The organism is Bacillus cereus group sp. BfR-BA-01381, assembly GCF_022663555.1.
In the GTDB taxonomy this organism is placed as follows: Bacteria; Bacillota; Bacilli; order Bacillales; family Bacillaceae_G; genus Bacillus_A; species Bacillus_A pacificus.
This window is the reverse complement of sequence record NZ_JAKUFR010000109.1, coordinates 1-13,128: the sequence shown is the minus strand read 5'-3', so window position 1 is coordinate 13,128 and position 13,128 is coordinate 1. Positions and strand designations below refer to the sequence as shown.

The window sequence follows — 13,128 nt, the reverse complement described above, 5'->3', positions numbered from 1 at the left end:
CCTGGACCAATTACAGAACCGACACAACAACAAATTCAGCAAGTTGTCGGCACACAATTTTTGCCTTTAAAGAAACCTGTACTAGATTTCGTAAAACCTTGGGTAGATTACGGTTTAAATGAAGCAAAACATACATCTCACGAACACGCATTAACAGAAGTTGCTGCGATTATGTTTTTAGTTGGGAAAGGATTTAATCCGACAATTGCGCATTATATTGTAGAATCTTGGGAGAAGAATGAGCAGTTTTAGGGTTGTTCATTTGATAAATAATCAACCACAAAAGTAACAAAAAATTGAAGGCTACAAACTAAAATAACAAGCTTAGTTTGTAGCCTTTTAATATTTTTGCAAAATATATAAATTTCCGAGAAAAGGATTTTAGATAACCTATTTTTTACGATTTCTTTTCTTGCTCAGTTTTTTCATTTTACGTTTATTTTTCTCTTTTTTTAATTTAACATGAAGTTTTTTCTCTTTTTTATAAATTCCTAGCCTTGAAAAATACATTTCATCAATAATATCTGCATGCTCTGGTGAAACAAATACTATATCTTGTTCACGAAAAATCTTATAATCTGGTTTTGATAAAAAATAGCCGAAAATGTCTAACTCATCAATAGCTATAATTTTTTTATGATATAACTGCCTGAAGCTCAAATAGTTCACAAAACTTTTTTCACCGAGGCTCTTAAACTTTATATAATCAACAATTAATTCTAAATCATATAAATTAACTGCAAAAGGATAAAGTTCACTTTCTTTCTTTTCTAATAAGTAAGATAGATTTGAAGCTATAATACCAAAATTTTCGGCTGTGACACAGATAATATGGATTTTTTTTATATCCTTAGAACTTAAAGTAACTACTTCTTCTCCCTCTTTATTATACAAAGTAGTTATCTCATTTTGATTTAATAAATCTTTTAATTTCGCCCCTTGATTATATGCCTTTTGAATACCACCGTCACTTTTAAAATCTCTTTTTATTCTTTGGTAAGCCCTAGTAGGGTCTCTGAATGGTTCTTTGTATTTCGAAGCTTTAACTTCTACTAAAAATACAGTGCCATCTTGTGTTCTTACCAGCAGATCATGTTCATTTTGTGAATCTGGAGTTTCAAAAACACTAGAATAATATTGTGCTGTTGTTCCATATAGTTTTTCAAATAACTCTCTTGTCTTCTCTTCAGCCTTGTTATCTCGATTTTTATAAAATGAATCTCTAGAATCACTATTTTCGATAGCTGTAAACACCTTTGTATTAATAGCATGTAGTAATTGTTTAAATATTGGTAAATAGTATTCATCATCGATTTTCACAATTGGATTAATTTCAAAAGGTCCCACAGCTGTATAATAATAAAAATCTTTTGGTGATCGTTCTAGTAAAAATAGAGATAAAAATCTTTCAACTACTTCTTTTGGGAATTTCCCTTCTAAACTTTTCAAATTAAGTTTAAACCAAGAATCATTTTGGACTCTCTTAATTTCTTGACGATTCAAATCATTCAAGTCTATTTTATCCTTAAAAGCTTCTTTAGTAAGTTCCATGGCAGAATCAAAATCAAGAGCTTGATTTTCCTCCAGTAATTTCAGGAAATATTGTCTGGATTCTTCAACTTTCTCCATGGTTTCAGTTAATTTTTCTAATGCATTCTTACTAGGGATACTACCTTGAAGCCCTTTATCTAGGTCTGATTTGATTTCATTGTATAAACTAATCATCGTTTCTATATCTATTCCAAGTGCCTCTTGAACAACTGTATTATACGGTAAAGCCCAACGTTGAGTTCTCTCAATTATTTGCTCTTCATAAACTAAGGAATGGATATTAAAATAATTCATAAAGACCGGCATAGTTAATTCTCTATGCTTTCTCCACTCATCTGTAATTTTTTCACCTTCTTCTGGAAAGAAAATTAAAGCATAAAGGTTCGTAATCTCATTTAATAGCTTTTTTATTTCTTCATATAATTCTTCAAAAGTTTCTTCTTGCTCTTCAGAAGGTTCATACTCGTTACTTAATAACAAACTACATAAATATAAATACTGTTTAAAAGGAGAAATTAAATCCGTTATTTCAAATACGGATTTACCTGGTCGATTCATTGTAAATTCTACACTTACCATACCAATAACGTTTAAGGTATCTACTTTTTTAACTAATCTAATTAAATCATCAATTTTCTCAGTCAACTGATTATTAATATCCATCTCTTCATTCCCCTTTTATATGTGCGCATCCATTCCAAGGCAAACTCTAAATCTGAAATTATTTCAGAATATATATTAAATTCTTCTTCCTCGGCTGTTTCTTTAACTAGTTTGATGGCATTGAAAGATTCCTTATACTCTTTATTTAATTCTTTTATTCCCTCACTCCATTTCTTTGCAAAATAAAAAAGAATCAGTGTCTTCAAATTTTCATTCTCTAACTACTTATTCTTGTTCTCTATCCTCTTTGATGGATCCTAAAATCGCTAAAAACAAATTTGCCTTATCTATAATACGATGATTTCTTATTGCTAAAATCAGTATCAGTGGAAATACAATGCTTGGAATTAGAATTATATTCAGATTACTGCTTCCTACAATATCTATAATTGTTTTAACATAACTTATATTTTCTCCACCAACTTTACTGGAAAGTTGCGCCAATTGTGCCGTGTTAGCTATTAATACCGAAACTACAATTCCGACAAAAGTAGCAAGTATTGTATAAATTTGAAAAATAAATTTTGCAGTATCAATATAAGAAACTAACATGTAATAATAAAGGTTTAGCTGCTTATCATCATAGAGCTCCGAGTCTATATACTCTTTAAACTTTTCCATTTCCCAAAGGTTGTTACCCTTTTTAAAGTTTGTATACTCCTCATTTAGATAACTATATATGCTACGACTTTTTTCTATCCCACGCACCCTTGCTTCCACTTGTATATTTGTATTACTACCATTTTGTATTTGTTTATTTGAACTAACCTCAGACAAAAAAATCCCTCCTATTTAATCCTAATATTTCTATATGATTTAATATTAATATAAAAATGTCAGTTAAAACAACTCACTTTCTTCAAATTTAATCGTTCTTGTTTGTTCTTTACTGTCTCACTAACTGTAAAATCATGTTCAACAGCTTCACTTTCCTTTAGTTACATCTAATACTAATACAATTAGTTTTTCCGATTCAATTTTCTGCTTAACCTTTATTTCATCTACATCTATTTTCATTTCTTTTATTCTATTTAAGCCTAATTTCTTCATTTATATAACTTATATCGCCTTTAATCCCTTATTTCGAAAACTCACACTTAAATGTTATATTGCTAATATGGTAAAATTACATTTACTAGAAAGAATTAATTGTATGCATATCATTAACATTTTATCTATATTTGAATAAGGTAGCAGGAAATCTAAGAAGTGCAGGCTGTTAAAAGAACTTGAGAAAACCTTTTTGCTATCTCCCTAAAACAATTAATTCCATCTTCTCTCCTTAGTATCTTAAGCAATCCAGACATTAAAAATTATATACCTTGCTATTACAAAGATTGCCTTTTTCAGATTTATGTAAAACTTACTAGCTTTAATTTTCGAACCAATCAAATTACGAGTAGTTTTACCAAAAACACAGATTAAAACTACCAAGAATGAGTACATTCATATTGATGCCTAGATTTAGTTATCTTTTTAATGAATGTTACATTTGTTGTTGAGGGTCAAAGCCAAAACCAACATATAAAAAGTAGACACTTAGGTTGCCACTATAGTTAATACTCGAACAAATAGTTATATGAAATCTAAGAGATAGTCATATTAACACTCATTAACTTCTTTTAACTAAAATTGTATATTTAAGTATCTCAACTTCATATTTCACTAACATTGTTATAAAAGCAACTTTGCAAGAAATGGAGAAAACTATGCAAATACTATATTTATGGATAAATCAAAAAAATGGTTTAAAAAACATCTCTTTAAACTTTGGTGGAGATATTCTATGTAATATTTCAAACAATACTTTAACTATAGAAAACAATCCATTCTATATAAAAGATTTCTTTTGCACTCAAGATTTTTTAAATAAATCCCCCAAGATAAATTCTGTTACAGGGATTGTTGGGGAGAATGGTACTGGTAAATCAACTATATTAAACTCCCTAATGAAAATAATAGAAAACGACCAAAATAAAACCTTTGAATATTTTATTGTTTACAAAGAAAAAGCAACATATTTTTTTGATTATTCCTTTAAGAAAAAAATAAAATATAATTATAAGGATATCACTAGGCATGTTCCTATCATATTAAAGGTCAGCAATATTGATAGAAGGATTTTTTTCAAACCCTTAAATTCCACTGCCTTCAAAACGATATTTTTTTCTAATGTGTATGATATACAGGCAACTTATAGCCAACATAATAGTTCAAACCGTATCATCAATCTATCAACCAATAATTTATCAAAAAACAAATCCTTTGTCTCAAATCAACTTTATGACCAAATAATGTTTACTAAAAAATATGAACATGACCTTAAAATCAATGAAAAAATAAATGTCCCAAAAGAGATTCAAATCGAGAATATTTATCCATACAATCTTCCTTCAAACCCTAAAACAATGCAACATACGAAAAACATTGAGGATTTGTTTGATAAGATAATTTATCCTCGACTCTCTGAAACCGATGAAATTAAAGCTAATTCATTTCTATACGAAACATGTTATTCTATTTATTTAGCTTTTTATACAGAAGTTTTTATAGAACTTGTTACTAATCTTTCGTTTGGAGTAACTTCATTTAATTATCTTCATGCATTTCAACAATCTGCAAAATCTGTGCAAGTTTCGAATAGCTTTAGTCATCATTATGAAAGCCTTAAAAAAGAAATAGAAAAATTAATTACTAATGATAAAAAAAGCTTTATAGAACAAGAAGATCCTGATGAACTATTTAATTCTTTTAAGGAAAGTATGGATAATAGTATTAACTATTTTTTTGATTTTATGGAAAGTTTATTTAGGGATGTACAAGAACTCATTTCTCTCTTACATTCCATAAATATAATCAAAAAAAATGGTCGCTACCTCGTCAAAAGCAGTGATCAAAACCTATCTAAAATTATCTCTGTTAATGAAGAATCCTATTTTAAACCTTTCTTTAATATGACTTGGACTGAATTAAGTAGTGGTGAATACGCCTTCTTAAATTTATTTAGTAGATTTTACTCTATAAAAAATAAAGATATTGAAAACTTGATAATTTTGATAGATGAAGGTGATTTATATTTTCATCCCCAATGGCAAAAAGAATGGCTGTATACCTTTATGGATATAATTTCATACATGTACAAAAAGACAAAAATTCAAATTATACTAACTACCCATTCACCTTTTATCTTATCCGATTTACCAAATAATAATGTAATCTTTCTAAAAAGAGACAAAGAGAACCATACATACACTGTAAAAAACTTGGATAATAATCAACTTACTTTTGCTGCAAATATTCATGGGCTATTTACTAATTCATTTTTTATTACAGATGGATTAGTTGGTAAATTTGCTCAAAAAAAAATAAATAACTTAATAGATGAATTAATGAACTCCTCCCCAGAAAAAATTAAAAGTAATAGTTCTCGCATAAAAAAAGAAATAGATATTATTGGGGAACCAATTGTTAAAAGGAAACTAATTGAAATGTTCGAGGATAAAATAAAATTAGATGTATTAACTATTAATAAAAAAATAGATCAATTACAAAGACAAATAAATGAACTAAAGGCGCTACAAAATGAAGAAAATTGAACTAAGTTCTACAATATTACAAAAACATTTAGAATACTGTCAATTCAATAAAAGTGGTTCTAGAACTTCTGTGAAAAAAAAATTAAAAAAAGAAATTTCCAATTGTTCAAATGTCAAAATTAAATCTTTATTGGAGTTTTTACACCAAAACTTAGTAACCTTAGCAATCGGTAATCCAAGAGAACTTAATGAATTAAAAGAAATGATTTATTCAAAAATTAAAACGATTATAAATGAGGAAAAAGATCTAAAAGGAGTTGAACAAAGTGTTTATTCTTTGTTAAAAAAAATTTTCCATACTGAGTATAATCGTTTTGTCAAAGAAAATAATTTAGAGTACTGGGGAGCTTATGCTTTTGTTGAAGAGTTAGGGATCTCAGTTTGTCCCTATTGTAATAGTCAATTTATATTTGTTTTTCGAAATAAAAATGGACAAACGCGCCCTGTACTAGACCATTACTTTTGTAAATCCAAATATCCTTTCTTAGCAATCTCAATCTATAATCTGATTCCATGTTGTAAAGTATGTAATTCGGATTTCAAAGGCCATGTGGAAGTTTCTTTAAATACCCATATTCATCCATATTTAGAGAACTTTCATGAATATGTTAAATTTAAACGAGAGCTCACTACAGAAAATACCATAGATTACTTCAGTACCATAATTGGCGAAACTAATAATTTTAATATCGTACTAGAATTTAGTAATGTTCCAAGGGAAATGCAAGATAGATATAAAAATCATGCAATGCTCTTTCGAATCAATGATATTTATCAATTTCACAAAAGATATGTAAGAGATCTAATTTTAAAATCCAGAGTCTATACTGATGTGTACAAAAATCAATTAAAAAGTTCCTATTCCAAACTCTTCAATTCTAATGAAGAATTAGATCAAATTCTAATACCGAAAGATGATGACATAAACAACATTATTTTATCTAAATTAACTAGGGATATTGTCAGTAATGAGATCACTAACAATGTCAAAGAAAAAAATGAAAAATAAATAGCAAATATGCATACATTTACGTTCAAGATTTTAGACATCCCCATGATACATTAATATTTTGAATCTGATAAACATCCAAAAATTATACAAAATGCCAAATCCTTTATATCCAAAGGATTTGGCATTTTTAGCTTTGTAAAAAACACTTAATATAAGGAAAACTTGGAAGACATAGGCCGCTATAACAAGCATGTTATAGGCCATGAAACTGTCAAATGAAATAACTTATCTAACTTTTTTTGGATCCTTCATTTTATCAAACTTATAAAACCTTTTTACATTAACCTTCTCTATTAGGCTCTAAGACCTTCTCTTTCTAGGACCAATAATTAATTTAATCGCTGTTCTTTCTTGATTATTAATAGTAACCTCTTGAAATGCTGGAACAAAGGCTAAGTCAATACCACCTGGAGCAACAAATCCTCTTGCGATTGCAATTGCTTTAATCGCTTGGTTTAATGAACCCGCTCCAATCGCTTGAATTTCTACATTTCCACTTGTTCTTAGTACACCTGCTATTGCACCTGCGACCGAATTGGGGCTTGATTTTGAAGATACCTTTAATATATTTTCCATGTAAGTTGCTCCCTCTATTATTTAATTACTCTTTTGTTACCGTATAAAATATTTCAACGTATCTTTAACTACTATTCACACCAAAAGCAAACAATGCTACATATGTACATTCATTCGATACTTTTCGTCTTCTTCCTGCCTTACTATGTAAATAAAGAAGGATAACTAAAAACCTAATATGAAAACATTAAAATAAAAAGAAATTACTTTAACGATCATATCATTGTAACTGAGGATACTGGTTTTACTGTTTCAGATATAATTAATATAAGCATTCACCCTACGCTTCAATTTCCCAATAAACCCCTCTAATATTTTCACCATATCATTAACCTTTTCTTTTTCAAAAATGGTTACAGCTTCTATTCCATTACTATATTTCATCGTATTAGCACTTTATTTTCTATATCTATCACCCTTTATATACGACAAGCATAAACTACTATAAGTATAAAATTTATTCATAATAGGAGGTAATACATTGGGTTCATACTATCATTCTTCAAACTCAAATAAAAAATGTTCATGCAAATCTTCTTCCAGTTCATATAAAAAATGTTCAGGCGACCATTCACATAAAAAAAGTTGTCCAGCATATGGAACTTTTTGGCAAACGGAGTTTATAACTGTTCCTTTCGGAGATCCTTTTCCATTTAATCACGTTGGCCCTATAGCAGGAGGCGTTTCCTTACTAAATCCTACTACTATACAATTTAGTCAAGCTGGTGATTATAGAGTTTCTTTCATTTCGACTATTAACACTACTTTAAATCCTGTATTTCCACATATCCCAGTCATGACTATATTTTTAAATAATAATCCACTTGCTAATAGTCAAGGTGACTTTGCTTTTCAAATGAATACTTCATCAAATAACGAATGCCTTCAACTAGTAGGCGAAACGATTGTTACAGTTCCTGCTAATGCAACTCTTCAACTGAAAAATAATAGTGGTTTTAATCATCAAAGTATTGTAACTTGTGATAATGGTATCAATTCAGTTGAATTAACAGTTATGAAACTAAGTTAATAATCTTCTTCACATTTAGATGCTATTTCAGCATCTTTTTTATTAACTAATGTTCTTTTGATTTCTATCTTTTTCCTCACAAAACATACCTTTCTGTTAATCTAATAAACATGAAAAAAGTACCGAACTCTTCTACTACAAAAGTTCGGTACTTTTTTCTCATTCTTTCTTACTTCTCCACATACACCGACTTAACAATTGTACGACTATAAGGTTGTCCTTCTTTATTCATCCCTTTTATATCCATCGTAACGTTATATACTCCTGGTTGCTTTATGTCCTTCAAAGCACCAGTAAATGTATTGTTATTAACATTTTGCAATTCATTAAATTCAGAGACTAGTTTCCCTTCTTCATTCACAACTCTTACTGTTATGGAAAGATCCCCTTTCATTTCAGGTGCCACAGGTGATTTTTTCAGTTTATACTCAGGTTTATTTACTTTAACTTTGGTAGGCATTTGAAGAACAAATGGTGCGTCATTCTTGTAATCGCTTACAACTAAATATGCATCTTTCGACTGTTTCGCCATCATTTTAACTTTCCATTCTCCTACATCCATTTTATCAAATTTAAATGTTCTAATTGTTGCACCACCAAAGAAAGATTCTTCTTCACCAGTAGTTATAACGCTATCCTTATTTGTATACATTTTTCCTTTTGGTGATATCATTTGTACTTCTACATTAGACGAAGCAGTTAATATAGAAACGATTCCTTCTGACTTTTTATCAACTGTAACAGTTTGCTCTATCCACTGATTTTGTGGCAATTCTCCGCCTAAAATGTTTTGATTTGAAGTTGTATTTAATTGTTCTATATTTTCATTTGAACTAGTGCTGGATGCTACTAAAGCTGGTACGGCTACATTTGATGTACGTAAATATGGTTCAATTCGTGAGAACACAGCAGATCCTTTTCGTATATTATCATGATCAAATCTGGAATCTGTAAATAAATGAGTTCCATACGGCAACTTAGCACTCCACTCATTTACTAGTCCATCATTTGAACCGTATGATGACAAATATAATCCGCCCATGGATAACGCCGAGAATACAGGGCCCCAACTAGTTCCCGTAACTGTGTAATAACGGTTTAATTTAGCTGCTGGATTATTATCAATCGTTGAACGAAATTTTGCCATTTCGCCCATTTGTAATGAGTACGTACCATCATCTTTTTGACCTAATATAGAGGCAAGCCATCCCGCCCACCAACTATATGATAAATCAGCTAAGTTTGATCCATGATGTGGTGTCGCAAGCGTGATAACATTTCCGACAAATCGATTTGCACCATATCCTACTAATGCAGCCTGTGTATCGATACCGCCTTTACTATGTGCTACAATATTAACTTTTTTACCGAAATGATTATATATTTCTTCTAATTTTTGTGCTAACAATTTTCCGTTGTCCCACTGACTAGCTGATCCTTTTCCAGCAGCATCATATAATTGTATAAATACTGTTTGATAGCCTGCTTTCAAAGCATAGTCATACATATCATTTATGTCGTGATATACAGTTTTTCCATACCAACTATCTGCATTTCCATTCCTTCCTTGCACAAAGAGAATTGGAGGCTTACTTTCATCATAATTAGCAGGCTTTTTTCCTAAAAACCATTCTCCAGGTGTAAAGACTTCTTGATCCGGAAAGCCTGTTTTAAGCTCTTTTACAACTTCTGCTCGCACATTTGTACTAATCATTGGAACCATGATAAAAAATACAATTAGTAAGGCAACACATCTTCTCATCAATCGCATGTTACTCCCCCCACTTTTTTTGAAAGAAGGTGCTCTTTGTAATTTTTTTATCTTCTTTCTTAATACTAGATAATCTTTTTACTTAAACAAAATCTTGTCCCTATTCTCAAGAGATTACTAGTACCCCTTCTTCCTTAACACACGTTATTCTCTTTGTTTCTATCTCTTCCTTTTGAGAGAACACTATAAAAAAGTTTCTCAATAATTGTTAACCGTACTAAATCCAAATATCTCTAAATCATCATTGTCTATATAAAGTATACAAATCTTGAAAAAACTTTAGAAAAATAACACTTTATTACTACCTAGTTATAAAAAAAGAGGAATGAAGATATGTACTTTTATTTAATTTAATACAAAACAAATGAATAGAAGCTTATGCTGTAAGACTTTCCTACGACGAAATATTAAACTGAAATTTCTAAATAGATAATAATCTTTCCAGAAACATATATTATGATAATTTTCGCAGACTTGAATTAAACTTTTAGAAGTACTAACCTAGCGGTGAGCAGAAGAAAATTCTGTAAAAAGAAAGGAGAATGCTTTATGATGACCAATTTACAAAAGGAGTTTTTTAAACGACTAAAAATTCCTGCAAAAGAAGTAACATTTGATGATTTAAATGAAATCCTCTTAAAGATGGGCTTGATTCTTCCCTATGAAAATCTCGATATTATGACTGGTACGATTAAAGATATCTCAAAAAAGAACTTAGTAGAAAAATTACTTATTCAAAAACGAGGCGGTCTTTGTTATGAATTAAACTCCTTATTGTATTACTTTTTAATGGATTGTGGGTTTCAAGTATATAAAGTAGCTGGTACTGTTTATGATCTTTACGATAATAAATGGAAACCCGATGATGGTCATGTCATTATCATATTAAATCATAATTATAAAGATTATGTTATAGACGCAGGTTTTGCATCTCATCTCCCTTTACATCCAGTCCCTTTTACCGGAGAAGTCATCTCTTCTCAAACGGGAGAATATCGAATTCGCAAACAAACTACCCGAAAAGGTACACACATTTTAGAAATGAGAAAAGGAGCTAACGGGGAATCTACAAATTTCTTGCAATCTGAACCTTCACATGAATGGAAAATAGGCTATGCCTTCACTTTAGATCCAATAGATGAGAAAAAGGTGAATAACATTCAAAAAGTGATTATGGAACATAAAGAATCTCCTTTTAATAAAGGGGCTATTACTTGTAAATTAACTGATTATGGGCACGTATCATTAACAAATAAAAATTATACAGAAACCTTTAAAGGCATCAAAAATAAACGACCAATAGAATCAAAAGATTATGCTCGCATTCTTCATGAATCTTTCGGAATAACACAAGAAAAATATGTAGGAAAAACACTAGAAAGAGGCTAGTTGACTAGAAGTATTTCATAATAAAGCAGATTCCATATTTAGAATCTGCTTTATTTTATATTTTGTTATAAAGGAATTTATTTTTGCTGGTACCCTTTAATTTTCAATGATATACTCATCATCATATTTATCATATTGGAGGCCTGATCCTATTTTTGATTCCGTAACTTGATCTCTTAAAAACGGTGCAGCTTCCATTTTGCTAGTTGCAATTTCAATTCCATATTTTTTCGTTAAATGGGCTAATTCTATTAAAAACCACTCTCTTCGTAATGTAACTGGAATATCAAATGTTCTTCTTTTCATATATAATAGCACCTCTTTAATTTTCATAACTTAAAAAACATTATAGTATATGCATGTCCATTCTAAATGTGCTATTACTAAAACAACATTTTAGTTTACATAAAATAATTATGTATTAGTAGAAAGAGGCTTGTCCTCCTCTTTCTACTGTAGAGATTTAAATTAAGAACATCTTGGTACACCTAAAGCTAAGAATAAACCTGCTACTCCCGCAGTAATCGGTACTTTCAACGTAATTACATCGTCTACCTTCGTTACTAAAAAGTAAGCATTACCTTCTTGTAATATACAATTCACTAACAATTGAAATTCCATTCAAATCCCCTCCTTTCAATCGATATATTATACTTTATGAATTTTGTTTAAAAAGGTAATAGGAAATATATCTATTTTTCCATATATACTAAATAATAATTTGTAAGTCTATTAAAAATACTAATTTTCTAAATTTATATAAATCGTGTACTATCCAATAAATTCCTATATAATCAATAGTGAAAATCTTACAAATGGAGGTATAAAAATGACGATTTTGAGTAATATTGGTGCAGCTTTATTTTTTATTGCTTTTATTCTTTTCATTCTATGTATCATCTCGTTTTTCAAGAAAAATGGAAAAGCAAAACAATATGGTCGTCCTGCCGTTATTCTTTTTATGATTTCGATTCTCTTAACAGGAATGGGCACTACAAAATCTGAACACCCAGTCATCGATTTTTTTGCTACTTTAAGTTTCATATTATTTATTTTCTTCCTTGTTCTAGCAATCTTATCCGTAATTAAAAAGACAGGTGTAGCAAAAAAACAATTTATTATCACTGCTATTTTATTTGTCATTTTTGGTGCGTTATCAAGCATTTCAAACCCTACTTCTGAAAAAACAGCAGCAACTAGTAAAAAAGTTACTTCTAACAATGCAGAAGAAAAAGAGAGCGAGAAGAAAAAAGAACTAGAAAAGAAAGAAGCGGACGAAAAAGCTCAAAAACAAGAAGATGAGAAGCGTCAAGCTGAAGAACAAACTCGTAAGCAAGAGGATGAAAAACGTCAAGCCGAGGAACAAGCTCGTAAGCAAGAAGATGAAAAACGTCAAGCTGATGAGCAAGCTCGTAAACAACAAGAAGAACAAAAACGTCAAGCTGATGAGCAAGCTCGTAAACAACAAGAAGAACAAAAAGCACAGCAAACTCAAACACAACCTGCTTCAGGAAATACTAGTAGTGCATATTACAAAAAT

Annotated in this window: 14 protein-coding genes and 1 pseudogene; 6 read left to right on the top strand and 9 right to left on the bottom strand. The window is 29.8% G+C overall.

Going from position 1 to position 13,128, the window contains the following annotated elements:
- Window positions 1-252 (top strand): annotated as a pseudogene (locus tag MR079_RS24930) (hypothetical protein); the annotation flags it as partial.
- Between the two features lie 138 nt (window positions 253-390).
- On the opposite strand, the gene MR079_RS24925 reads toward MR079_RS24930, so the two are convergent.
- From MR079_RS24925 to MR079_RS29280, 4 genes are all read right to left on the bottom strand, one after another.
- On the bottom strand, window positions 391-2,214 hold the full coding sequence (locus tag MR079_RS24925; RefSeq protein WP_242294826.1) for a hypothetical protein: 1,824 nt from the start codon (window positions 2,212-2,214) through the stop codon (window positions 391-393).
- Window positions 2,193-2,420: a hypothetical protein gene (locus tag MR079_RS24920; protein ID WP_242294825.1), complete on the bottom strand. Its 228-nt coding sequence runs from the start codon at window positions 2,418-2,420 to the stop codon at window positions 2,193-2,195. Before MR079_RS24920 ends, MR079_RS24925 begins: the two co-directional genes overlap by 22 nt.
- Window positions 2,421-2,439: 19 nt before the next feature.
- Complete coding sequence (locus tag MR079_RS24915; protein ID WP_242294824.1) at window positions 2,440-2,991, bottom strand: hypothetical protein; 552 nt, start codon at window positions 2,989-2,991, stop codon at window positions 2,440-2,442.
- A 147-nt stretch (window positions 2,992-3,138) separates the two neighbouring features.
- Complete coding sequence (locus tag MR079_RS29280; RefSeq protein WP_277933168.1) at window positions 3,139-3,264, bottom strand: hypothetical protein; 126 nt, start codon at window positions 3,262-3,264, stop codon at window positions 3,139-3,141.
- A 659-nt stretch (window positions 3,265-3,923) separates the two neighbouring features.
- On the opposite strand from MR079_RS29280, the gene MR079_RS24910 reads away from it, so the two are divergent.
- Window positions 3,924-5,810 (top strand): AAA family ATPase, encoded by a 1,887-nt coding sequence (locus MR079_RS24910; protein WP_242294823.1) that lies wholly within the window; start codon window positions 3,924-3,926, stop codon window positions 5,808-5,810.
- Window positions 5,797-6,819: a hypothetical protein gene (locus tag MR079_RS24905; protein WP_242294822.1), complete on the top strand. Its 1,023-nt coding sequence runs from the start codon at window positions 5,797-5,799 to the stop codon at window positions 6,817-6,819. The genes MR079_RS24910 and MR079_RS24905 overlap by 14 nt, the downstream gene beginning before the upstream one ends.
- Before the next feature lie 303 nt (window positions 6,820-7,122).
- On the opposite strand, the gene spoVS is transcribed toward MR079_RS24905, so the two are convergent.
- Both spoVS and MR079_RS29275 read right to left on the bottom strand, forming a co-directional pair.
- A complete protein-coding gene (gene spoVS / locus MR079_RS24900) occupies window positions 7,123-7,398 on the bottom strand; it encodes a stage V sporulation protein SpoVS (RefSeq protein ID WP_242294821.1) in 276 nt (91 codons plus the stop codon).
- Window positions 7,399-7,650: 252 nt separating this feature from the next.
- Window positions 7,651-7,782 carry a hypothetical protein gene (locus MR079_RS29275; RefSeq protein ID WP_277933167.1) on the bottom strand — a complete coding sequence of 44 codons (132 nt, stop codon included), beginning with the start codon at window positions 7,780-7,782 and terminating at the stop codon, window positions 7,651-7,653.
- Between the two features lie 97 nt (window positions 7,783-7,879).
- Here MR079_RS29275 and MR079_RS24895 point away from each other — a divergent pair, with 97 nt between their 5' ends.
- A complete protein-coding gene (locus MR079_RS24895; RefSeq protein WP_242294820.1) occupies window positions 7,880-8,428 on the top strand; it encodes a preprotein translocase in 549 nt (182 codons plus the stop codon).
- A 169-nt stretch (window positions 8,429-8,597) separates the two neighbouring features.
- Here the strand turns inward: MR079_RS24895 and MR079_RS24890 are convergent, their stop codons facing one another.
- Window positions 8,598-10,199 (bottom strand): esterase/lipase family protein, encoded by a 1,602-nt coding sequence (locus MR079_RS24890; protein WP_242294819.1) that lies wholly within the window; start codon window positions 10,197-10,199, stop codon window positions 8,598-8,600.
- A 549-nt stretch (window positions 10,200-10,748) separates the two neighbouring features.
- Between MR079_RS24890 and MR079_RS24885 the strand changes: the two genes are divergently transcribed.
- Complete coding sequence (locus MR079_RS24885; protein WP_088327359.1) at window positions 10,749-11,588, top strand: arylamine N-acetyltransferase family protein; 840 nt, start codon at window positions 10,749-10,751, stop codon at window positions 11,586-11,588.
- Window positions 11,589-11,684: 96 nt separating this feature from the next.
- Here the strand turns inward: MR079_RS24885 and MR079_RS24880 are convergent, their stop codons facing one another.
- Both MR079_RS24880 and exsG read right to left on the bottom strand, forming a co-directional pair.
- Complete coding sequence (locus tag MR079_RS24880; protein ID WP_000830253.1) at window positions 11,685-11,894, bottom strand: hypothetical protein; 210 nt, start codon at window positions 11,892-11,894, stop codon at window positions 11,685-11,687.
- Window positions 11,895-12,056: 162 nt separating this feature from the next.
- Complete coding sequence (exsG, locus tag MR079_RS24875) at window positions 12,057-12,209, bottom strand: exosporium protein ExsG (protein WP_000395674.1); 153 nt, start codon at window positions 12,207-12,209, stop codon at window positions 12,057-12,059.
- A gap of 208 nt (window positions 12,210-12,417) precedes the next feature.
- Between exsG and MR079_RS24870 the strand changes: the two genes are divergently transcribed.
- Window positions 12,418-13,128, top strand: a 711-nt coding sequence (locus MR079_RS24870) for a YisL family protein (protein WP_242294818.1), incomplete at its 3' end; no start/stop codon positions are given.